Annotated in this window: 19 protein-coding genes; 7 read left to right on the forward strand and 12 right to left on the reverse strand. The window is 39.1% G+C overall.

Annotated features, from left to right (window positions below):
* Nucleotides 1-4: 4 nt before the first annotated feature.
* From ABJN95_RS01185 to ABJN95_RS01215, 7 genes are all read right to left on the reverse strand, one after another.
* Nucleotides 5-1,939, reverse strand: coding sequence for an OmpA family protein (locus ABJN95_RS01185; protein WP_348368157.1), 1,935 nt, complete (start codon nt 1,937-1,939; stop codon nt 5-7).
* 13 nt (nt 1,940-1,952) lie between these two features.
* The gene (locus ABJN95_RS01190; RefSeq protein WP_348368158.1) at nt 1,953-2,945 is read right to left on the reverse strand and encodes a type IX secretion system membrane protein PorP/SprF; all 993 of its coding nucleotides are present in this window, start codon (nt 2,943-2,945) and stop codon (nt 1,953-1,955) included.
* A gap of 7 nt (nt 2,946-2,952) precedes the next feature.
* Entirely contained in the window at nt 2,953-6,696 is a 3,744-nt protein-coding gene (locus tag ABJN95_RS01195; protein ID WP_348368159.1) for a gliding motility-associated C-terminal domain-containing protein, read from the reverse strand.
* A 166-nt stretch (nt 6,697-6,862) separates the two neighbouring features.
* Entirely contained in the window at nt 6,863-7,747 is an 885-nt protein-coding gene (fabD, locus tag ABJN95_RS01200) for an ACP S-malonyltransferase (protein ID WP_348368160.1), read from the reverse strand.
* 91 nt (nt 7,748-7,838) lie between these two features.
* Complete coding sequence (locus ABJN95_RS01205; RefSeq protein WP_348368161.1) at nt 7,839-8,354, reverse strand: gamma carbonic anhydrase family protein; 516 nt, start codon at nt 8,352-8,354, stop codon at nt 7,839-7,841.
* Nucleotides 8,355-8,454: 100 nt separating this feature from the next.
* Nucleotides 8,455-9,183 carry a LytTR family DNA-binding domain-containing protein gene (locus ABJN95_RS01210; protein WP_348368162.1) on the reverse strand — a complete coding sequence of 243 codons (729 nt, stop codon included), beginning with the start codon at nt 9,181-9,183 and terminating at the stop codon, nt 8,455-8,457.
* 1 nt (nt 9,184) lies between these two features.
* The gene (locus tag ABJN95_RS01215) at nt 9,185-11,413 is read right to left on the reverse strand and encodes a histidine kinase (protein WP_348368163.1); all 2,229 of its coding nucleotides are present in this window, start codon (nt 11,411-11,413) and stop codon (nt 9,185-9,187) included.
* Nucleotides 11,414-11,623: 210 nt separating this feature from the next.
* Here ABJN95_RS01215 and ABJN95_RS01220 point away from each other — a divergent pair, with 210 nt between their 5' ends.
* The gene (locus ABJN95_RS01220) at nt 11,624-12,469 is read left to right on the forward strand and encodes a DUF4349 domain-containing protein (RefSeq protein ID WP_348368164.1); all 846 of its coding nucleotides are present in this window, start codon (nt 11,624-11,626) and stop codon (nt 12,467-12,469) included.
* 83 nt (nt 12,470-12,552) lie between these two features.
* Nucleotides 12,553-13,728, forward strand: a complete 1,176-nt coding sequence (locus ABJN95_RS01225; RefSeq protein ID WP_348368165.1) for a vWA domain-containing protein — start codon at nt 12,553-12,555, stop codon at nt 13,726-13,728.
* Nucleotides 13,729-13,828: 100 nt separating this feature from the next.
* Here ABJN95_RS01225 and ABJN95_RS01230 read toward each other — a convergent pair whose 3' ends face one another.
* Nucleotides 13,829-14,821: a type IX secretion system membrane protein PorP/SprF gene (locus tag ABJN95_RS01230; protein WP_348368166.1), complete on the reverse strand. Its 993-nt coding sequence runs from the start codon at nt 14,819-14,821 to the stop codon at nt 13,829-13,831.
* Between the two features lie 291 nt (nt 14,822-15,112).
* Here ABJN95_RS01230 and ABJN95_RS01235 point away from each other — a divergent pair, with 291 nt between their 5' ends.
* The 5 genes from ABJN95_RS01235 (at nt 15,113) to ABJN95_RS01255 (ending at nt 20,076) form a co-directional block, all read left to right on the forward strand.
* Entirely contained in the window at nt 15,113-16,018 is a 906-nt protein-coding gene (locus ABJN95_RS01235) for a NifU family protein (protein ID WP_348368167.1), read from the forward strand.
* Nucleotides 16,019-16,088: 70 nt separating this feature from the next.
* On the forward strand, nt 16,089-16,289 hold the full coding sequence (locus ABJN95_RS01240; protein ID WP_348368168.1) for a dodecin family protein: 201 nt from the start codon (nt 16,089-16,091) through the stop codon (nt 16,287-16,289).
* Between the two features lie 156 nt (nt 16,290-16,445).
* Nucleotides 16,446-18,482 carry a thioredoxin domain-containing protein gene (locus tag ABJN95_RS01245; protein WP_348368169.1) on the forward strand — a complete coding sequence of 679 codons (2,037 nt, stop codon included), beginning with the start codon at nt 16,446-16,448 and terminating at the stop codon, nt 18,480-18,482.
* Nucleotides 18,483-18,549: 67 nt separating this feature from the next.
* Complete coding sequence (locus tag ABJN95_RS01250) at nt 18,550-19,293, forward strand: hypothetical protein (protein WP_348368170.1); 744 nt, start codon at nt 18,550-18,552, stop codon at nt 19,291-19,293.
* A gap of 63 nt (nt 19,294-19,356) precedes the next feature.
* Entirely contained in the window at nt 19,357-20,076 is a 720-nt protein-coding gene (locus ABJN95_RS01255) for a hypothetical protein (RefSeq protein WP_348368171.1), read from the forward strand.
* On the opposite strand, the gene tsaB is transcribed toward ABJN95_RS01255, so the two are convergent.
* The 4 genes from tsaB to ABJN95_RS01275 form a co-directional block, all read right to left on the reverse strand.
* The gene (gene tsaB, locus ABJN95_RS01260; protein WP_348368172.1) at nt 20,073-20,756 is read right to left on the reverse strand and encodes a tRNA (adenosine(37)-N6)-threonylcarbamoyltransferase complex dimerization subunit type 1 TsaB; all 684 of its coding nucleotides are present in this window, start codon (nt 20,754-20,756) and stop codon (nt 20,073-20,075) included. The two genes, ABJN95_RS01255 and tsaB, sit on opposite strands and share 4 nt — an antisense overlap.
* A gap of 93 nt (nt 20,757-20,849) precedes the next feature.
* Nucleotides 20,850-22,217 (reverse strand): TolC family protein, encoded by a 1,368-nt coding sequence (locus ABJN95_RS01265; protein WP_348368173.1) that lies wholly within the window; start codon nt 22,215-22,217, stop codon nt 20,850-20,852.
* 47 nt (nt 22,218-22,264) lie between these two features.
* Nucleotides 22,265-23,383: an efflux RND transporter periplasmic adaptor subunit gene (locus tag ABJN95_RS01270; RefSeq protein ID WP_348368174.1), complete on the reverse strand. Its 1,119-nt coding sequence runs from the start codon at nt 23,381-23,383 to the stop codon at nt 22,265-22,267.
* Nucleotides 23,384-23,425: 42 nt separating this feature from the next.
* On the reverse strand, nt 23,426-24,682 hold the full coding sequence (locus ABJN95_RS01275; protein ID WP_348368175.1) for an ABC transporter permease: 1,257 nt from the start codon (nt 24,680-24,682) through the stop codon (nt 23,426-23,428).

Here is a 24,682-nt window from a genome sequence, read left to right on the forward strand (position 1 = left end):
CACCCTACCTTAGCTCATCAAAGTTACTTACAATAAACAAGGTTCTTAGGTTTTGCTTGTGTAAGAAATCTAAGCAATACACACCATTCGTGCAGTTATTCATTATCCGTTCCTCACCATAACCTGTTGCAGATACTATGTTAGCAGAGGAAACTCCATTTTGCAAAAGATAGCTCTTAATAGCCTCTGCCCTTCTTTGAGAAAGCACTTTATTCGTATTACTTCCACCACGACTATCGGTATGTGTCTCTATTTGCAACTGCAATTGTGGAAATTTCCGTAAAATATCGATCACCTTATCCAATTCAATGGCAATATCTGCTGTTACCTCTCTTTTGCCTCTTGCAAAGAAGAAATCACTAATATCCAGAACGGTTTTATTTTCCCTCTCGGCCACGATATCCTCGATACCGACCATTTCAAAATTCAAATCGTTTTTCTGCAGTTCTACTAATTGGGCTTTGTCATAAGATCGATAAAAAGAAGAATGCCGATCTTTAGCCATTTCAATGACCAAATTATCTCTCCAAGGTATTTCGACTTGATACCTTCCATTGTCACCTGTGATATATTCTTTAAGTATATTGCCTTCAGTATCACGTAAACGTATTGCCACATCGGCTATACCCTGTTTATATTGAGGTTCCACGACCTCTCCCTTAAGATAAAAGGTCTTAGGTCCTAAATACTCTCTAATACCAAAGCCGTAAATATCATCATTTCCCTTACCACCTTCTCGGTTCGAAGAAAAATAACCTGAAAAACCTAAATTTTCATCACCCCGAATTATAAAACCAAACTCATCTTGCGCTGAGTTAATTCCAGCTCCGAGATTGATGGGAATACTAAAAGTTTCACCCTGCCTTTTGTTTGCCTTGTAGATATCCATGCCCCCGAGACCATAGAAAATATCAGAAGAGAAAAACAAACTATTATCATATATGAAAGGGGCAATTTCATTTGCGGGGGAATTAATTCTAGGTCCCAGATTTACTGGTTCAGACATAATTTGTCCGTTATTGGTAGAGACATAGTATAAATCAGTACCCCCATAACCGTCTTCAAAATTTGCTGCGAAATATAATCTTTCACTTGCCCCGTCATAAAACGGATAATAAAAAGATGTACTCAAATCTCGAAGCAGGAATGCGAAAAAACCATTTTCGTACACCATACCGATGGCTAAGGAGTTTTTACCATTCTCATCGAAAGAAAGTCTATTGTTTTCAGCATTTGAAAGGATATAGAATATCTTATCTAATTCTTTTGCATAGTGAGGCGTAGATTTGTGAAATTTGGAATCTGGTATGCGGGTAAAAATATTCGGGTTTAAAACATCTCCGTTTTGCCCAATTCTTGCAAGATAGATATCCAAATAAGATTCTCCCGATGGCTCATAAACATTCTTGGTTTTTATGGGACGTCCACTACTAAAAAGCAGTTTATCCTTGTAAAAACTTGGCGCAAAATCTGCCTGAGCACTATTGCCGTTAATATTGAAAATTTCGAATTTTTGAACATTTTCAGCACTTGCCTCTAAAAGCTTAAAGTTGAATTCGGCATTTTCCATCAATTCGTTGGAAAGGGCCGAACTCTTTGTATTTAAGAATGCTCTTACCCGCTCTTTTTCTGAGGTTTTAGAAAGGCTTTGTAACATCTTGTTGAAACGATGATTGTTCATTATCGTATCTTTTTTATTGATGTCCAAATATATACGTGAGGCATTTTTATAATCCCCAATCTTAAAGTAGGAATCTGCCAAATTCAAAAATTGATGGTTGGTTATGAGTTTACCATCTCTCATGTTTTTTTGATATTCGGCGATAGCTTCTTTGTAGGCATAACTATAAAAATACTTATCTGCCTTTGACATTTTCTCTTGCGCATGAGCTACCATGATCGTCATCAAAAAAAACAGTATGAGCGTCTTTATTTTCATTTTTATCCTGACTTTAGAAAAATCTTGGCGAATCAATTTGCTTGGGTTTCCCTTTCAACTTTTTATTCCTAGAACCATCATCACTGCTACCTCGGCCTCCACCTAAATAGAACTTCAAAATAAGTTCGTGTGAACCACTATTAAATTCTCCCAATCCATTAGTGTTATAGTCATATGAATACCCAATAAAAGTACCTCCACCTACTTGAAATCCTGCCAGACCGCTAATCGCGTTACCAAATCGATATGAAGCACCCAAAGTGAATTTATCGTTAATTAAAAAATTCGTTGAAACATTGGTATTTAGTGGTGCTCCACCAATATAATTAATTAAAAATGCCGGTTTAAACTTCAGGCTTTCCCCTATATCGAAGACATACCCCCCTATAAAATTAAATTGCATTTTCCCCTCGATTATGGTAGCAATCTCATCATTGTAGATACCATCGGTCAGAAAATTTGGTATTGAAGCCCCAAGATACCAAGTATCTAGCCCATAGAGAAAAAGACCGGCCCCGATTGTCGGATAAAAGTTCTTAATATTAGCTCCGTCAAAGGGTTCACCAGGGTTTTCAAAAGTACCCTTACTAAAATCAACATTTAGAAAAGATCCACCAACATCCATACCAAATGATAGCTTGGCATTCTCCGAAATATTGAATTGATATGAATAAGCTAAATCAACGTAAGTCTGTGTGGTAGGCCCTAGCTGGTCACTTACAACGTTAAAACCTATTCCCATTTTTTCATTGGAAAAGGGTACATTGGTTCCAAATCGAATTGTTCGCGGGGCTCCCGGCAAATCAATCCATTGTGCACGATACGAACCTATAATTTCGGGGGTTTCGGTAGAACCGACATAGCCTGGGTTAAAACTACCAATATTGTACATATACTGGGTATACTGTGGTTCTTTCTGGGCGTATACACTAGTTACCATAAAAAGGGTAAGAAAAACAGCGCATAGGGCGCATTGATATAGAAATCTACCTTTGTCGTAAATCATTCTTGCGTTATCTAATGAGCTGAATCCAGCCTTTTTGGATTTTTGGCCCTTCACCAAAATCGAGGTTCATTGTATAAAAATACGTGCCATCTGGCGCATCCTTGCCCTTCCAGCTTCCATCCCAAACTTCTTCATCTTGTTTGCTAGTGGCTTCAAAAACTAGGTTTCCGTATCTGTTAAAAATCTGAATATTATATATAATCTCCACTAATTCATCTTCCCCTTCTTCATTTTTTCTTAGCCTATTCACCTTCAAAAAGTCGTTCAACCCATCATTATTTGGAGAAAATTGATTGTAAAGAATACCAATTTCTACCTCATTTCGAGTGGTAATCTCAACACTGGCAGAAGATGTACTATCGGCATCCTCTATGTTGCTTTCCCTGGGCGTAGAACTCTCAATCAGCCCTACATTGGTAACCATACCGGTTCCTCTAAACACCACCCTAATAGCTAACTCAATTTCCTCCTCAATAGCTAAACTCCTATCAATTATCCAAACGCCATTTGCCTCATTAAAAGTTGTTTCCACAGGCACATCTACTTCCACTATTTCAAATTGAATATCAGTGTCATTTGTGAAGACATCACTTACCCTTATGTTTGAAACTGCATCTTGAAGTGACTTATTGATAACTTTTAAATAGTAAATGACTTCGACTTCACGAGTAACATCACTTACTAGCCCGGTTACTTTCTTTAACTTCTCTTTACCAACACCCAAGCTAACCGTTTTCTCAAGAACAAGATTTACTCCCTCAGGTAGTTCAATAGGTAAGGTAACCGTTGCCCTATCATTTGCAGGATTATCATCTACAGGAAATGACTCTAGCAGTTCAGCTGTATTGCTATAAATATCGCCCTCAATTATAGTTACCGTAATAGTGAGGGTATGTGATGCCAATGGATCTATTTCGACAATATTCCATTCGCCATTTTCAGGATTATATGTTCCAACTGAGGTCTCAGGAGTACCTACCAATTCGAAACCATTTTCAAGCAAGTCGCCAATCTTGATATTTCTAGCTTTTACATCGCTTAAATTTCTCAGCGTAACCGTAAAAACAACCTCTTCTCCTATAAGTGCGTTGGGGTTATCAACCACCTTGGTAACTTCCAAATCAATTGGATCAGGATTGCAATTGGGATGTTCAGCATTCGGATCACATGGATCAAACGGATCGCTTTCACCCTCATCGACTTCTCCATTTGCATTGGTATCTTCATCACTATCAGGCAAATCATCGGCATCCGAATCACAAACCCCGTTGAATCGAAACGGAATACAGGGATTGTCATTTGCAGGGTCTAGTTGATCAACTACCCCATCATTATCCTCATCGGCGATATTTGAATCAAGAGCATCAATAATTCCGTCAGGGCTAGGCATTCCGTCAGCATCCAAGTCGCTATCTAAGGGATTTTCTAAATCCCCACCAACTTCTTCGCCATCATTAATTCCATCACCATCGGTATCTGGATTGTTAGGATCTGTTCCTAAAATAGCTTCTGGGCCGTCGAACAATCCATCTAAATCGGTATCTACATCACAATCGTTCACCGAAATCGTTAAGACGGAAGACTCATTTTCACAAGGCGCTTGTGCTCCTATCGTGGTATACGTAAAAACATAATCACCATCTGGTCGTCCTTCAAAATTCAAAATATTATTGGGTGCAATGGCAAAATCTGCTAAAGGGCCACTTGTATAGGCCCACGCACCAGCATCTTCCCCCGATATTAAGTCATCTAGATCAAGAATAGTGGGGCCATTTGCTGCAACATTACAGGCGGAGGCATTTCCTCCATTTTGAAGGGTACCAGCTGAAGGTTGCTGTTGTACCACAGCTATGGCCTCTTGTCGTTCGCTTGCGCAGCCATTCAAAGTTGCTTCGGCAAAGAACGAAGTAGTTGTAGCAATTGTTGGGGTTGTAAAACTAGCTCCTGAGCCAATAATACTACCTCCAGTGGCTGTGGTATACCAGTTGATCGTTGCGTTGTCAGAAGCCATAGCGCCCAAAACCAAGGTACCATTTCCACAACGCTCATTGCCCGTTACTCCATTCAAAGTGGGCGTTGTATTTAAAACCAAATCAATCTGCAGTGTCGGGCTAGCACAATCATTAACTGCATCATAGAAAAAGCCGTAATAAGTGCCACCCACGGTAGGTGGATTATTTGCCTGAGCTGGAGTTAAATGTGCATTGGTGTTCAACGGATTTGAATCTGTACTCCATGTAAGAACGGTTCCTGCAGGAGGTGCACTGTTCGTATAATCGTTGAAACTGTCGGTAAATAGGTCACAGGCAATTGTAGGTGTACCCGGATCTAAAACCGGGGGGTTGTCACCGGCAACACAAGGGTCACAACCCGTGACGGTAATAGTCACATCAGTCACGTCGTTTGTACAGGGCGCGACGCCCAAAACAGTATATCTAAAAACATAGACTCCCTCAGGGTCGCCATTAAAATTAACCACATTATTACCATTAATTCCAGGATTACCGGTTCCGCCAGAAATATAAGTCCAATTTCCTCCTGCATCTTCTCCAGTAACGGCATTATCTAAATCAATTGTGGTAGATACTCCAAAGCCAGATTCATTACATCGGCTTAAATTTCCCACAGCGGTGCCCGCAGAGGGCGAGGTATTTAAAACAATATCCAATTGTGTAGACGGGCTACTACAAAAAGACGCACCAGTACCTGCTGTATACAAAGCAAAATAGGTGCCCGCAGTAGCAGCAGTAACGGCAGTTCCTGTGAGTAACTGTGCTTCGGTCGGATTAGCAACCGTACTCCATGACAAACTAGCACCAGCGGGGATGGTACTACCTATAAAACTATTTAAATTTACACTAGCTACATCGCAAAGTGTTGTTGGATTACCGTTTAAAGTGGGTGCTGTTATACCCGCAGCACAATCATCATCAATGATAGTAACCGTAGCGGTATTCGATGGCCCAATTGTGAAAAGTGGATCACTTGTGCCTGTTAGTGTAATGATTACCGTTTTATCAGTCTCAGCAACCGAATCATCAAAAGGCACTACGTTAATGTTTCTTGCTAGCGTACCTTCCGGAAAGGTAGCTGCCGTCTTAGCCGCATTTACCGCCCCGGTTAAATTGTGATCAAAACCAGCACCCGCGCCAGGACCTGGAGTTGATGTACCACTTATGGTAAAATTGACAAGTATCTGCGCTCCGGTTGCATTCTCCTTGTCCATGTTTAATCGAAATTGCCCATTTTGGCCTCCTTCAAAAGCATTTGGTCTGTATCCATTCGTTACAGAAGTATCAAGATCCAAATTTATTACACCAATATCGTCATCTTCAATGATGGCAGTTGCATCATTATTAATTCCAACAACGTACTGAATAGAGGCATTGAGGGTAAAAACAACATCCTGATCTCCTTCAACCAAGTCGTCGTCTATAGGTGTAACTGTAGCATCGACAGATAACTGTGCAGGTGGAATTTCAACAACACCTATTACTTGATAATCATCACCTTCGACGGCAGAACCCGTTAAGGTATAATTGATCGTTGTTGGAGTCAATCTTTGGGCAGACATCGTTATTCTAAACGTTGCCGTCGCTAGACCCGCTTCGCTAGCGGGACCATTCAATAAGGTCACGTTGACCTGCTGCGCCGACAATGAACTTACCATTAGTAAGGCACAAAAAAATAAAAGTCCTTTAAAAACTTTAAGAAGATTCGTAAAGGATATTCGTACTCGTTTCAGTTTCATAGTCTGTTCATTGAATTACAACTAATTCAAAGGGACAGCATAAAAAGGTACTCTAAGTAGGTAAAAAATGGGTGTCAATATTACTAAAAAATTCGGCTAATATGCTAAATAACGGCCTAAATATGGGTTTTTACAGATAAACAACAGATTCTATCGATTAGTGTATTTACGTAAGAATTGCGGAAGTGGTTTCGGACTGCGCATTAATTTTTTTAACTAATCCTTGTAATACCTTACCAGGGCCTACTTCGGTGAACAATGAGGCTCCATCTTTTATCATATTTTGAACACTTTGAGTCCATTTTACGGGAGCAGTAAGCTGAGAGATGAGATTATTCTTAATTTCATCGGCATTGGATACCGCCGTTGTGGTAACATTCTGATAAATTGGGCATTTGGCAGCCGAGAACATGGTATTTTCAATAGCAGTTGCCAGTTCCTCTCTTGCAGGTTCCATAAGAGGGGAATGAAAAGCTCCTCCTACCGGAAGCACCAAAGCCCTTCTTGCGCCAGCCTCTTTCATCTTTGCACAAGCTGCTTCAATTGCTGGTACTTCACCAGAAATCACCAATTGACCGGGGCAGTTATAGTTAGCAGCTACTACAATTCCGGGGGTCTGCTCACATATGCTTTCTACCACCTCATCAGCTAAACTCAAAACCGCTGCCATGGTGCTTGGTTGCAACTCGCATGCTTTCTGCATGGCCAATGCCCTTTTTGAAACCAACTTTAAGCCATCTTCAAAATTTAAAACCCCGTTCGCAACCAAAGCGGAAAATTCACCTAGTGAATGCCCAGCCACCATATCAGGCCGAAACGAATCGCCCATGACTTTGCTTAAAATAACAGAATGCAGAAAAATGGCAGGCTGTGTAACTTTGGTTTGTTTTAACTCCTCTGGAGTGCCTTCAAACATGGTATCGGTAATGGGAAAACCCAAAATTTCGTTCGCATCTTCAAATAACTCTTGTGCTACTGGGTATTTTTCATAAAGGTCTAACCCCATACCTACATATTGGGCTCCCTGACCCGGGAATATATATGCGTTCATTGTTTCTAGTTTGATTGGCAAAAATAAGCATATCTAGCTCTGGCACAAGCCTAACTCTAAAATACTAACAACTAAAAATGGGGAATCCCTACTATTGATCTTTAAACCAACCTGAATATTTAACGTAATTGTTGGCAATACGATCAACTTCGCCAGCACTTAATTCAGGACTAATATTTTTGATTTTCTTGGCTGGCATACCGGCAAATACGGTACCTGAAGGTACACGCGTACCTTTGGTGACAACAGCTCCCGCGGCAATAATACTATTACTTTCAACAATGCAATCATCCATAATAATGCTTCCCATACCAATCAATACATTATCATGTATTGTACAGCCGTGAACAATAGCATTATGTCCTATTGAAACGTTATTCCCAACCGTAGTAGGAGATTTTTGGTAGGTACAATGAACAACTGCACCATCTTGTACATTTACTTTGTGGCCCAATTTGATAAAATGAACATCTCCACGCAAAACGGCATTGAACCAAATACTGCATTGATCACCCATACTGACCTCACCGACGATTGTTGCGTTCTCCGCAATAAAGCAATCTTTACCTATTTTAGGGGTTTTCCCATTTATTGTTTTTATAATCATACTAAAAAGTTTCAGGTTTACAGGTAAAAAAGCAGTTGGTTCCGAATTTTAACAATTCATACGAGCAGCTATTTCACAGCTCGTCTCTTCTATTTTTAACTTAAAAATAGGACAAAAGATCCTTTTTCTTGGAAGCGGATACCAACAATTCCTTTCCGTTAGAGACTATAACGCTTCCTCCTTTGCCTTTTCTATATTTCACGACCTCGTTTACATTTACCAAATACGACTTATGAATACGTGCAAAGGTAAATTTAGAAAGAGCTTCCTCAAAGTATTTTAAGGTCTTGCTCACCAAAATTTTCTTATTTTCTAAATAGATTTCAGTATAATTATCATCCGCTTTGCAATATAAAATGTCTGCAACATTTAGTATTTGAAACCCATCTTGTTGTGGGAGGGTTATTTTGCCATCCACCTTGTTCAATTTTGGGGTTAGCACACGATCTTCCAGGGCGTCTTCTTTCATTCTTATTTCGGTCACGTAGTCTACGGCCTTGATTAACTCATCAATATTAATTGGTTTCATCAAATAGTAGGCCGCGTGGCTATTTAGTGCGTCGATTGCATATTGATTATAAGCGGTTACAAAAACGGTTTCAAACGTTCTGTCTGGCAGTTGATCGAGTAAATCAAACCCGGTACCAAAAGGCATTTCTACATCCAAAAAAACCAAATCTAAATGCTGTTTTTGAATCAGTTCTTTTGCTTTATCTATAGAAGCGGCCTGCCCTACCAGATTCACACTTGGGCAATATTTCGCCAAATAGTTACTTAGTATTTCACGGCTGTTTGCCTCATCTTCAACTATGATTGCCTTTAATTTCATCTTAATCTTTTTTCAAAGTAAATACAACCTTTGTTCCCGTTCCGTCGGCTTCAAGGTCTGAAATATATACATCAACTTTGTCTTTATACATATCGTTTAAAATAGCAACTCTCTTTGTAATATTGCCCATTCCTTTTGATTTCTGTTTCTTCTGATTCGCTGTTTTCAAGCTAGCAGATTTCTTCCTCCCAATGCCATTGTCAGTGATCGTAATCACAATAGTCTCATGGTCTTGCTGTTTTAGTGCAATATGCAATAATCCCTTTTCCTCCTTATAGCGGAGGCCATGCCAGATAGAATTTTCTATATAGGGTTGCAATAACATCGGTGGAATCTGAAAAGCTGTAACATCTACATGCTCGGAAATAGCAATATCGTAGTCAAACTTATCAGGAAAACGAGAATGCTCTAATTTCACATAGAGCTCCAATAGCTCCAATTCTTTGGCAAGCGAAATAAAATCCTCTTCAGAATTCTCTAACACCGAACGCATTAAGGTTGAAAATTCACTTAAATAACGGTTGGCACTGCGTTCATCGCTTTTAGCAATGTAGTTGTTCACCGAATTCAATGCATTAAAAATAAAATGCGGATTCATTTGAGATCGAAGCGATTTCAAAGCCAAAAGGTTATTGGCCAATTTTTGCTGTTGGTTGCTACGATAGAAAAAGAAAGTGGCTAGGCCCATCAATATCAATCCGAAAATCAACGAATAGATCACCCATTTTTGACGTTTATTGCTTTCTTCAACTAATTCTTGCTCTGTTACAGCCAAGTCATATTTACTTTGCGAAAGCTCACGTTCTTGTTCCAAACCTGAAATACGGTTTTGCTTGGTAGAAATTTCTCGATTAAATCGAGCGGCCCTTGAAATCTCCTGTTCCTTTCGTATATAAAGTGTGTCCACCACTGAGACATATGCCTGATAGGTTGCTAAGGCCTTTGTAAAATCTCCCTTGTATTCATATACTTCAGATAATTTTCTAGTAGCATCCTTTTGTACGATCAAATCATCATCTGAATCTGCCTCAACAATACTCTTCTCTAAATACGGAATTGCTTGTTCATATTTGTCTTGGGCGATATAGGCATTCGCAATCTTATAGTTAATTCGCTGAGAGGTAATGGTATCTGCATTTATCTGCCCCGATTGCGATTCCACCGAAGGCTTTGGGAGGCTGTTCAACTCATTCAAGCTCTTTTTTCGCAATTGGATTTCCTCATCATAACGACTTTTTTTATTGTAGAAATCAGCTACTTTTTCCTTTTCTTGAATAGCCCTCTGCGGCGCTTCACGCTCTGCCAATTTCAGCGAATTCCCAAAATATCCTTCAGCCTCAACCAGCTTATCGTCTGTTGCATAGGCTTCTGCTATCTTAGAATTCAAATCTGTCATTTTAGGGGTAATCTGATTCTTTTTAGCGACCTGCAGTCCTTCCTCATAAAAATCAACCGCTTTGTTAATCATGCCCAAACCAGTATATGTATCTCCCAAGCTCTCATACAGCTGTACTTGTTGAAAGGGAATTAAACTCTTCACTTTTAAAAGTGGGTTTAGGGTTACTTCTGCATTTTTAAAATCCTTATTCGATAAATATGCCCGAGCCAAAAGCAGGGTAGTTTTACTCGTTTTATTAGCCTCTAAAGCATCTTTAAAACTGGTGATTGCCAAATCATGTTGGTTATGGTATTGGTATACCTCCCCTAAAGCGGTTAAAGACAAGGCCAGTTCCCTTTTATTACCGCGTTTACCTAGTTGGGCAATTGATCTCGTTATGAAATCGATGCTTTTCTCAATATCCGATTTCCTATAAGCATAGGCGGAATCCAAATACGACTTATGCATTGAAACCTGGTTATCGCTTAACCTTTTGCTTTTAGATCTGCTTGAATTATTCTCGGAGTATCCCTTTACCAAAACATCAACATCTTCATCACTCTTCACGATATAGCGCTTGGTCTCGAATTCAGGGCTTCGAAAAATCAATTCATCACCTAATGCAACTCTAATTCTATATTCTCCTTGTGCATCTGTTAAGGTATAAACACCGGTATTTGTAGACACCTCTACCCCCGATATTGGTTCATAGTTCTCCTTGCCCTGAACAGAACCTTTTATCTCAATGACCCTGCGGCCTTCAGAGATGTTATCAGTTTCAGGTTGTACCTGTGAATACACGGGAGCATACACTAATAAAAGTAAAATCAATATGTAGACCTGCTTTCTCATATCTGTTTGCAATACAACGTAAACTTAGCTGATTTATGTCTTACTAAAAAATAGACTAAGGCGATAAGCACCCCAAAAATCAACCCATTTCACAGCTTTACGCAATCAAAAAATACGTTTACGCACTCAAAAGTACATTTCACTCATTCCGTGTTTTTTAAGAAAAAGTTTGAGAATAGTTTTGAGGGTATAAACAGTAACGATACGACTATGAAACCCAGCTTAAAAAAACGATTTAAAAAAACGACAGCAATTCTTTTGTCACTTTTTGTTATGCTATTCGTCTTTAGATTAATCTATGGTTACCAAACAGTTACTGATACAGTAGCGGCCAATGTATATCATGAAATGGTCGACATTTCTGCCGGTGTACGTAAAAACTATGCCTCTAAAAAATATCAACTCAATGCAGGGCTTACACCCGTAAGTGTTGATCAGAAATATGAAAAGATTGCCGATATCAATACCCTGTCAACTAAGTTTGATCAAGAGGAAAAACAAATTAGGGCGCAAATAAAAGATTACAAAGGTCTGATTCAGTTTGAGAATAAAAGTGGAAACAAGGGATACCGCACATTGAATTTGATAATTGGTATTCCACCTGAAAACTTTGATTCAATCTATCATAGTCTGATCAAGGTTGGAAAAATTCAGTCGAAACAAATCACAAAAACCGACAAAACAAATGAATATAAAGAGTTAAACGCCAGAAAAGCTTCCTTAGAGAAAATTCGCAACTCCTTGATCGAACTCAAAGCCAAAGGAGGGCGAATCGATGAGTATATGCAGTTGGAAAATCGCATTTTAGACATCGAACAACAACTTCAGGAATTAGGGGTGAGTTTAGGAAATTTCGATGATGAAAACGAATTCTGTACGGTTAAAGTAGCCTTGGCAGAAGGGCAACTAAGCGAAATAAGTGTTATTCAAAGGGTAAAGGTGGCCTTAGAATGGACCATTAAATACTATACGCTCCTATTGGCAGGCCTGTCTTTTGCGGCACTTTTCGCCTATCTGCTGCTTTTGACAATAGACAAAATACGAACAAATATATAAGAGAATCAAAACAAGTACGAAACAGATTTCCGCCTTTCCTGAAACGAGTGCAGCACAAGGGCAGAAACGAAAATAGATTAATTATGAAAAATGCAAAACAAATTTTAGGAATGGGCCTAATGCTCCTAACACTTTCCTCGGCTTACGGTTGTGAGCTAAAAACCAAAAGAACGAGCGAACCACTTATTGCCCATTCGGTGGTGAACGATGAAAAAGAAGCAAACAATACAGTGAAAATTGCCTTGTTGCTTGATACGAGTAATAGTATGGACGGACTTATCAACCAAGCCAAAGCGCAACTTTGGGATATTGTAAATAAGTTCACTCATGCCAAATGCGGAAACGAAGCACGTCCGAAATTGCAGATCGCCTTGTATCAATATGGCAATGACAACTTATCTTCAGAGGAAGGTTATATACAACAGGTACTTGGCTTTAGTGATGATTTGGATGAAATATCAGAAAAACTGTTCTCATTGACCACCAATGGAGGAGAAGAGTACTGTGGAGAGGTAATTCAAACCTCTTTAAAACAATTGCATTGGGGTAAAAATGAAGACAACCTAAAAATGATTTTCATTGCCGGAAACGAACCGTTTACACAAGGCAAACTCAACTACAAGGATGCTGTTTCAAACGCAAAGGAAAAAGATGTTGTCGTGAATACTATTTTCTGCGGAAATTACGAGCAAGGCATCAATACAGATTGGAAGAATGGGGCAAAACTGACAGGTGGTGAGTATATGGCCATCGACCATAACCGTCAAGTAGTTCATATCGATACCCCATATGACGACGTGATCATCCGACTCAATTCAAAATTGAACAAAACCTATATTTCTTATGGGTCGATGGGCCAGGCAAAAATGGACATGCAATACACTCAAGATGCAAATGCCATGGAAATGGAAGAGGCTGTAGCCGTGAAAAGAGCGGTAAGTAAAAGCTCTCGATTATACAGCAATTCTTCATGGGATTTAGTTGATGCTTCATCGGATAAGGATTTTGATATATCTCAACTTAAGGATGAGGAGCTTCCAGAAGTATTGCAGGGTAAATCTGCGGGTGCAATAGTAAACTACATCGAAGAAAAGAAAACAGAACGCATAAAAATACAGAAAGAAATTCAAGAACTCAATAGCAAAAGGGAGGCCTATATTTCCGAAAATCAAAAAGAAGGTTCTAAAGGAGAATTAGAAAACGCCATGTTAGAAGCTATTAAACGACAGGCAGAAAAGAAAAACTACAAATGGGACTAAACAGCTAACACCTAAATCACTTAGATTAAATTGTTGAACGCAGTTGGTTGGTGTTTAGTTGGTGGGTCTATCTGAAAATCTGGGTAGGCCCACTTTTACCCTACTGCGCCGCCGGGCAGTAGCAATCATATTTTCGTTCAGTTTGACCGAAGTCGTAACCAACAGTAATCTGATGGAATCCACCGTTATCGAAACGAATATCCCCTATTTGGTAAGAATAATTATAGGATACTAAAAACTTGCCAATGTTCGCACCAACAATTGGCGTTATCAACTGCAAACGCTGTTCACCGAAACTGCCATCAGTTTGAAATTGAGCTCCATCAAAGCTTCTACGATAAGACAATCCACCCCAAATTCTTCCAAAGTCAACGTCTTTGTAGATCTTGGCATTGATGTCCATAGTTTTCTCTCTGGTAAACTCGGTCATTTGAAATAGAATCGATGGTTCGATCTGCACTTCATTCTTTCCGAAGATATATCCTACTGAAGCAAGATACCTTCTTAAATTATCGAACTCAATGGCTGTATACAAATCTCTACCGCTACCTAAGATATTTAGGGCGGCGAAATGGGCATAAAACTCCATTTTGCTATACGATATGCCTAAATCAACATTGTAGTAGCTTACACTGTTATTTACCCCAGTAATCACTGGATCTTGTATTACCGAGCGAAATTCAGATTCATCTAAGTTACTTTGTAATATGCCCGCACTAAGACCAAATGAAAGTTGATTCAAATAACGAATATCGCCTCCCATCTTCAAATGATGAGCATAGGTTAATTTTACTCCTGTTTGCGAATGGTAACCGTTGGCGTCATTAAAAACAATGGCACCAATACCGCTATTGCTATCTCCTAGTCTAAAGTGTGCATTCAAGGTTTGAAGACTTGGCGCCTCATCAACATTAAACCATTGCTTTCTTATGGTTCCACGAATTTTTCCGCCTTCACCGATACCCGCCATCGAGGGGTATACCAGATAGTAATTGTCAGCTAGATAATCGAAATATACAGGAATCCCTTCTTGAGCAGATGACGAAGTACCAAAGGCTAAGAAAGCAAATAGGACTATTAAAAGATTTTTCATTTATTGGCTGGGGCTATTGTTCTACCGACTAAATATAAAGTATAACGGATGAAATGCAACTATATTATATGTACTTATACCAGTAATCTAGTATGCCTTTTCCCAAAAAACCGGTACGCTCTTCAAAAAATTCTGCACATTTCGCCTTTTCCTTTCCATATCAGCCAAAACTTGGTTGAAAAACCAAGAACAGCCTTCGTCCGAATTTTGAGGAAACTTTAAGGCATTTGGGCGTCAACTAAGCAGGCTATATTTGTATTTACTTCGTATTTTTGCTGAAAATCAAAGGCAATGAAAGAGTATTCGATTACTGTGGTAGAAACTAACAACCCAGCCATCTTAAAATTTGAGACCAATCACTTTATAACAACGGGCACAAATTACGAGTTTAAGAACATTGATGAGGCAAAAAACTCGCCATTGGCACAGCAGTTGTTCTATTTACCGTTCATCAAAACCGTATATATTTCAGGCAACTTCATTGGTCTTGAACGTTTTGATATTGTAGAATGGTCTGATGTAAAAGACGAAGTTGCGCAGCAATTGGTGGAATACCTCAATGCCGGTGAACCTGTTGTAGCGGAAGAGGAACAAACAAAAAAAGTAGCGGTCACCGTATATGCCGAAGTAACGCCGAACCCCGCTACGATGAAGTTCGTAGCCAGTCGAAAAATCGTACCTGCTGTGTTTGAGTTTAAAAACATAGATGAGGCGAAAGATTCAGACTTGGCCAAGGCCCTTTTTCAATTTCCGTTCGTAAAACAGGTTTTTCTAGACGAAAACTATGTTTCGGTAACGAAATATGAAGTGGCTGAATGGGATGATATTACCATGGAATTGCGTGAACTTATTCGCGATTTTATTGCAGATGGTAAGGATGTTGTCTCTCTAGATATACAACCTCAAAACAAACCGGAAGTAGCACAGCAGTTGGATCGGCCCGATGCAGAATTAGATGATACATCTCTAGAAATTATTGATATTTTAGAAGAATACGTAAAACCTGCCGTGGCCAGCGACGGGGGCAACATTCTTTTTAAATCTTACGAAAAAGAGAGCAAAACCGTGAATGTAATTTTACAAGGTGCCTGTAGCGGTTGTCCGTCATCTACCTTTACGCTTAAAAACGGTATCGAAACCATGCTAAAAAACATGATGGGTGATCGAATCAACGAAGTCGTAGCACTGAACGGGTAATTTGTAAGATTTATCTAGCATTTTGCATTAATAATTTGTTATCTTGATGCAAATCTAAAAACAAGAAATTATGGCAATTTTAAAAGTTATAGAAGTCCTTGCGAATTCAGATAAGAGCTGGGAAGATGCAACAAAAAATGCAGTTGCACAGGCTTCTAAATCGGTAAAAAACATTCGTTCGGTTTACATTCAAGATCAGAGCGCCAGCGTAAAAGATGGCGAAATTGATGATTTTAGAGTAAATGTTAAAATCACTTTCGAGGTGAAGTAAAAACTATAAAATTGAACTTCTTTAAAAGCATCCATATAATATAGGATGCTTTTTTTATAGGTTATATTAATACTAAATTTGAGTATGTTCTGCAAATTCAAAATAGTTATATTCCTACTGCTTTCGCTGAATTTTTATGCCCAAAAAACGAATACTATGGCCCATGCATATACCAACGCCCTCATACATGAAACAAGTCCCTATTTACTGCAGCACGCTCATAACCCTGTTAACTGGGAAGCTTGGAAACCTGAAGTATTGGAAAGGGCAAAAAAGGAAAACAAACTCCTACTTATAAGTATTGGTTATGCTGCATGTCATTGGTGTCATGTAATGGAACATGAATGTTTTGAAGATGAGGACGTGGCAACAATTATGAATGCCCATTTTATCAATATCAAGATAGACCGCGAAGAGCGGCCCGATGTAGACCATATTTATATGGACGCCCTTCAAATGATGACAGGTAGTGGGGGTTGGCCTTTGAACATCGTGGCGCTTCCCGATGGCCGTCCGTTTTGGGGTGCTACCTATGTTAAAAAGAAAGATTGGATAAACATTCTAATGCAGCTTTCCAATGCGCATCGCAAAAGCCCGCAAAAAGTACAGGAATATGCCCATAACCTTGCCGAGGGAATTAGAGCTGTGAATCTTGTTGAAAATCAAAATGATCTTCAACTTTTTAGGTCGGAACAATTAGCTGAAGCCGTAAACAATTGGTCTCGTTATTTTGACACCTTCTTAGGAGGTTATAAACGTGCCCCGAAATTTATGATGCCGGTCAATCTTAATTTTCTGCTGCATTACGGAATGTCTGAAGGAGATGAAAACATACTAGAATATGTACATACCACTTTGACCAAAATGGCTTGGGGAGGCATCTTTGACCATGTAGGTGGCGGATTCTCTAGATATTCAGTTGATACGAAATGGCACGTACCTCATTTCGAAAAAATGCTATACGACAACGGTCAATTAATCAGTCTGTATGCAAAAGCCTATGCAACTACCAAAAATGAGTTGTACAAAACTACTGCAGCGCAAACCATAGCCTTTGTGGAGAAGGAGCTCATGCATCCTAACTTCGGGTTCTATTCCTCTTTAGACGCTGATAGCCTTACAGAAATGGGTAAATTGGAAGAAGGAGCCTATTATGTTTGGCAGGAAGAACAGCTAAAGGCTCTTTTAGGTAAGAATTTCGAAATTTTCAAAGACTATTTCAATATCAACAGTTACGGACATTGGGAACATGGGAATTACGTTTTGATACGCGATGAACCCACAGAAAAAATAGCCAAAAAGCATGCGATCGAGATCAACGAGTTGAGCAGAATAATCAATAGTTCTTTAGATCGATTGAATGCGGAACGAAATAAAAGAAACCGACCGCGACTAGATGATAAGATGCTCACTTCTTGGAACGGACTTATGCTAAACGGATTGGTAGACGCTTATCGCTATCTTGACAATGATAGTTACTTAGAACTCGCCTTAAAAAACGCCAACTTTATTTTGGAAAATTTGCTACAACCGGATGGCGGACTTTGGCACAATCACAAAAACGGAAAAAGTACCATCAACGGCTATTTAGAGGATTACGCTTCGGTCATTGAAGCGTTCATTGGTCTGTACGAGGTCACCTTTGATGAACAATGGTTGGCACATGCCAACGAATTAACGTCTTACTGTCAAGAAAACTTTCTTGATTCGGAAAGCGGAATGTTTTTCTTTACCTCAAAACAAGATGATTTTGTGATCCGAAGAACTATTGAAACTACAGACAATGTAGTGCCTGCATCGAACTCTATCATGGCAAAGAATCTATTTAGGCTTTCGAAACTGTTTCCAGATGAAGATTATCAGGAAACTGCTTTGCAACTATTAAAAAACGTTCAACACAACTTTGAGAAGGGTGCTCAAAACCATGCAAATTGGTTGGAACTACTCCTATTCTTTGACCAGCAATTTTACGAAATAGCAGTTGTGGGGGAAGCTTTTAAAGAAAATACAAAGGCCTTGTCAAGCCACTATTTACCCAACACTATTTTGGCGGCTACCCGGCAAGAAAGTACCCTTGGTATTTTACAAAATAGATATTCCCCTGACAAAACACTTATCTTCATATGTGAAAAAGGAGCTTGCAAGCTTCCCGTATCAACCGTAGATGAAGCCATTGGGCAGTTGGCCAAGTAAGCCATTAAATTCAAGCGCTCTGGTAAACAAGTTGAATCATGAAGGTTTTTTTTATTATCTTTTGTATATGAATAGATTATTTCTTTTCACGCTTCTAATAGCTAGTTTTTACAGCTATTCACAGGATACCGATGAGCCTGTGAGGGTACGGTATAACTTACCCGGGAGTCCTGAGAACACCGATCCCGCTAGAGGTGATCAAGGGAGGGTGTTTACCGTAAAAGGTAGCCCGTACCTGAATGAAATACACAAGGAAGGGTTTATAGTTAATGGAGCAAAAAAAACGAAAGCCCTTTTACGCTATAATGCCTATTATGATAGTTTTCAGGTTTTGGATGAAAACAAGAAAAAATCATTTGTCGCAAAGTCTCCAACTATCAAGGTGGTACTCGACAGTACTACTTACCAACTGATTACCTATGAAGAGACGGTAAGAGATAAGGCATTATATTATGTGCCTAACACTTCCAACGAAAGAATAAATGGCAATAAGAGAGAGGGCTATTTTAGCGTTTTAAATGAAGGAGAAACGACGCTCTATCAAAAAACGTTTAAAAGAGTACCTAAATTTAAGCAAGCTGAACACGGGTACGAAAGGTTCGAACCCTCTGCTTTTGTGACCATTACTCATTATTATATCAAAAGAAAACATAGGCCGGCCGTGCGCATAAAACTATCTAAAAAAGAAGTGCTCTTTGCATTGAATAATAAGTACGACGAAGTTCGGGCATTCATAAAAAAGAACAAATTAAAAGTGAAGACCGTAGAAGAAGTTAATCAGGTTATTGCCTTCTACGATACGCTGAACTAGGTGAATTTTCAGCTTTGCAAGTCTCCAATTCTTGTAGAATAAGGTTTTACTAAATTTAAGTATATGAAAAGAATATGCTACATTTTGATGCTAGTTTCCTCTTTTCAATGTTTCTCACAGGCTACCGAAGAGCCTGTGCTGGTACGGTTTGATATAGGGAAAGGTTTCTTTGCTGAAAGAGTATTTGCAGTAAACGGGAGTCCCTATTTAAATGAAAAATATGAAATGGGCGTAATTATCAATGGCCCATCTAAGAAAGAGTTCCGAATGCGCTACAACGCCTACCTCGGAATGTTTGAAGTTTTGGATAAGAACAACAAAGAAGCTTCCGTGCTAAAATCAGCTAACATTCTAGTAGCATTTGATGAAAAAATCTACCGCATTCTTGACTATGAAGAGACCGTTCAAGATAAGGCTTTGTACTACTTACCCCAAAATGGAGACAAAACAATAAGAGGCAATATAAAAGAAGGTTATTTCAATAAGCTGTCTGATGGCGAGACCAAACTTTATTTGAAAACCATCAAAAGAATTCCAAAGTTTAAGTCCTCAGACCATGGTTACAACCGGTTCGAACCAACTGCTCTATTAACACTAACCCATTATTTTATCAAAAGAAAATACAGGCCAGCTACCAGAATAAAATTATCAAAAAAAGAAGTGTTATTTGCGCTTAACGACAAGTACAATGAATTGCGCACTTATATAAAAAAGAACAAATTAAAATTGAAGACCGAAGAAGAAGTTATTCAGCTTATTTCGTACTATGATACTTTAAACTAAATGAATTTCTTAGCCTTGGCCTGAAGAATAAAGTCTTTCAGGTAGTAGGGCTCAAAGTAGGCGACGTCTTCGAAATCCTTATCCTGATATTTTTCAAAGGATAGCTTCGCTAGCTGTTGCGCGGAAGGCACTGCATCGACAGCATACTCTAAATTGTCATTTTCAAGCACTCCTTTGCATTTTGAAGCGCCGCTCCCCAATAATAACACCTTCCCTTTTTGCAAATATGTGTCAAATGAATTCGCATCGATAATTTCGGCTCTTGTCTCGCGAATTTCATTCAACTGATTGTCAAAAACTTTAGAATATACCTCCATTCGTCTGGCATCAAGCAGTGGAATAATAAAGTCAAAGTCTTGTAGTTTTCCCTGACTGGCAAGACTCGTTAAAGTCTCTACTGCTATCAAAGGAATATCTAAAGAAAAACAAAGCCCCTTAGCGGCTGAAACACCTATCCTTAGGCCAGTATAAGAACCCGGGCCTTTGCTCACAGCAATGGCCGCAATATCAGATAGTGCAACAGATGCTTCTTTTAACACCTCTTGTATAAAAACATGAAGCTGTTCAGAATGGGAATAGTTCGGCGTATCATGCTCTTTGATAGCAATAGTTGTACCCGCCTTGGCCAAACTAACTGAGCAGTTCGTCGTTGCCGTTTCTAGATTTAAAATCAATGCCATAATTGACGCAAAGATATATCCTTCAATTTGAAACAAAAAAGACCCGCAAGCTTTAATATAGCTTGCGGGTTGATTAACAACATTTAGAAATACTTAATCTAATGAAATAGGAAGTCCGAAATAGAATTCCAATATTTTGAGCCTAAATATGTAATCATATTTAGTTCGTACCACATCAGCTTCAGCATTGTCGACACGAGATTGTGCTTGACTAAAATCAAAAGAATTCATTAGCCCTACATCGAAGCGTTCTTTGGAGTATTCATAAGCCAATCTTCTTGCTTCCAAGGTCTTTTCAGCAGCCTCATAAGCCTTGTAAAAGGTAGTAACATCAGTATAGGCCTGATTGATTACATTTTCTAAATCCAACTTATCTTGTTCCAATTGCAATTTCGCACGCTCAACCGCAATTTGTGATCTCTTTATATTATTTTTTGTGCTAAAGCCCGTAAAAATCGGAACGTTAAGCTGAACACCATAGCTCACACCATCAAAAATCCAAAGTTGATCTACAAAACTAGGCGTGAAAAATTCTGGTGGAGAACCTGCTGGAAGTCCAGCTACAGGAATCTGGGCTACATCAGAATATCGTGTTCCATAATTCGCAAAACCCGTCAGGGTGGGTAAAAGAGCGCCTTTGCTAATCTGCAAATCCCTTTCTGCCAATTCGACGTTCGACTTTGAAAGTTTAATATCGTTTCTAAACTCAAGCGCCTTCGCAAATATAGAATTAGGAGAGTTGTTTAATATTTCCGAGACCGGAACTTCAAAAGCCTCATCTGAAGTGTCAAAATTCGCATAGTCAGTAATCTGTAGTAACTGTGCTAGGCCAATTTTTGATATTTGCACTAAGGCTTCGGAATTCACAATTTGTTGTTCTTGACCTGCAGCGGTAGCTTCTATTTCCAACAAATCACCTTTGGGCACCACTCCTGAATCAACAAGTTCCTTTGTTCTTTTAAGATCCTGTTCGGTAACGTCATACTGTGCTCGAGCTACTTTTAGGGCTTCTTTATTCGAAAGCACCTGAAGGTAGGCGTTCGCTACGTTAAGTCGAATATCATCTTTTAAGTCGTCTAAACGATATTGGTTCGCAATAGCGTTCAATTTTGCCCTATTCATACGGTGCCGATTTCGAAGTCCGTTAAAAAGGTTCACATTGGTACTTAGCCCAGCGTTTAAATTGTTCTGGGTCGTGTTCGTAGGAAGGTTATTCGTAGGGTTAATAGAAAATCCTGTATTACTCGAGAGCGTTGTCGATCCATTTAAGGTTGGTAAAAAATTACCAAGGGCATCTGACTTGTCGATTTTTGCATTTTCCAAATCCAACTCAAATTGAGCAACAGTAATATTGTTCTCTACGGCATAGACTACACATTCCTCGAGTGTCCATTTTTTAACCTGTGCAGAACCAAATGATATTGTCAAAATAAGCAATATAGTTGTTAGCTTGAATTTCATTTCTTGATTTTTCTTAATTATTGATTTGATTGATGTATTGAAAAGATTTAGTCATTATCTGAATCATCGTCTTTTTGGGCCAGCTCGTTCCACACCTTGATTTTATCATCTTCCTCCAGTCCGGAAACAACCTCCACATCTATTCCATCACTAACTCCTAACTCCAGATCTTTGCGTTCAAACTCATTATCACCAGTTTCTATTTCTACATAAGGTTTTTCAGTCTCTTTATCAAACTGTAGTAGCGCTTCTTTAATCGCCAAAACATCTTTCTTCTCCTGTAAAACTATCGATGCATTTGCGCTATACCCTGCGCGAACGTATGCGCTATCACTTACCACTAAATCACCTTCTATTTTGAATTGAACGGCTCCTTCTTCCTCTACACCTTTGGGGGCTATAAATTTTAATTTTGCCTCAAAAGTAGATTTCTCTAAAGCGCCCAAGCTAATATCTAGAGGCATACCCAATGTTAACTTTCCAACTTCCGCCTCATCGACCTCTCCTTCAAAAATCATTTTCGACATATCGGCAATCGTAGCAATCGTAGTTCCATCATTGAAGTTATTACTTTGAATTACTTGATCTCCTTCTTCTACAGGAATCTCTAAGATCGTACCAGCGACCGTTGCTCTAATATTGGTATTCGCAGTTGACGACCCTCCTGCCGAGCCTCGTCGGATAATCTGATAATCGGCCTGTGCATTTCTTATTTCTTGTTCAGCCTGGTCTAATTGTAGCTGCAAATTATTGAAGTCTTGACTGGCGATAACTCCTTTATCAAATAGGGCCTTATTTCGGTTATATTCAATTTTCGTATTATTCAGGGCAATTTCCGCGTTCCGTACGCGACCCCTAGCTTGGTTTAAAGATTGTTCGTTAGGAACGATCTTAATTATCGCTATTAAATCTCCAGCTTTAACATCAACCCCTTCTTCAAGATAGATCTTATCGATAATTCCTGAAATTTGTGGTTTGATCTCAATTTCATCTTCGGGAATAACCTTACCAGTAACAATAACTTGATTTACGATATCTTTCTTTTCGACAGTTTCTGTCTCATAAAGTTTCTTTGGAGTGCTGTTTTTCTTCAGAAAAACTACCACCGCTCCTAAAATTGCTATTACCGCTACAGCGATTAATCCGTATTTTACGTACTTGTTCATTGATGTATTAGTTTGATTGTTATTTGAATTGCTATTTTTTTTCTATTCTTCTCTTAATGCTTCTATTGGACGAACCTTAACCGCCCTATTTGCAGGCAGGAGTCCGATCAAAACGCTCAGCCCAACCATAAGTAAAAACGACACCCCGAATTGCGGTATACTGACCATAGGGTTTTTAAATGGAAAATCATCGCCCTGACCAAATAATGCATCTAAGCCGGTAAGAATACCTACAGATATGGCAAAACCAATGAGCCCAGCAAAGGCGGTAAGGATTATGGCCTCCATCACAATTTGACGTCTTACAATTCTTGGTGTAGCTCCAAGAGCTCGCCTTACCCCAATTTCTTTCGTGCGTTCTTTAACCGTAATTAAGAGAATATTACTTATCGCAATTACACCAGCCAGCAAGGTAAAAATGCCGACAAAAAAGGAAAACCCTTTCAAAACAGTGGTAAACGCCGATATATTGTTGAATATTTCTGACATATCGAAACTCCCTATAGCGCGTTCATCATCTGGGCTGATATCGTATTTATTTTTAAGTAACTTTTTAATTTCTGCCTCTACCACGGGTACTGTGGTCTCTTCATTCACAGCAATGGCCATCCATCCCATACGGTCTCCAGAGCTGAATGCTTTTTGGAATGTAGTAAAAGGAATAAATACGGCGTTCTCACCATCTATATTTATGTTGTTGTTGGGTTTGTAAATACCAACAACTCTGAAGAAAACCCCATTAATTCTTATATCTTGTCCAATGGCATCCTCGCCCTTGTCAAATAGTAACTTAAACGTTTCCTCCCCGATAACGCAAACTTTCTTTGAATCATCGATATCTGATTGGTTTAGAAAACGACCTTCTACCAACCTCTTTTTGGTGATATTATCAATTTCTGGATAATCTCCATAAACTGCAGAACCACTTTTACGCCCTTTTCGATATACCGTTACTATATTTCGATGACTGCCTAATTCTATTCTAGGTGCCAATACTTCAATCTCGGGGATTTGTTCTTTTAGAATAGTGGCATCTTCAATTCTAAAATTGATTTCCCTCCCTCTTTCAAAACCCTTATAAGGTTCTGAGGTTCTTTGGCTCCAAACAAAAAGGCTATTGGAAGCTGTACCAGCAAACACTTTGTCAAAACCATTACTCATACCATTGGCAGAACCCAGGAGGAGCATCAAAATGACCATTGCAAATATGACGCCCAGCATGGTAAGAAATGTTCGAAACATATTCTTGCCAAGGGTGGTAAAAACTTCTCTCCATAAATCTCTATCGAATAACCACAT

Source organism: Maribacter sp. (assembly GCF_039974175.1).
Lineage (GTDB): Bacteria > Bacteroidota > Bacteroidia > Flavobacteriales > Flavobacteriaceae > Maribacter_C.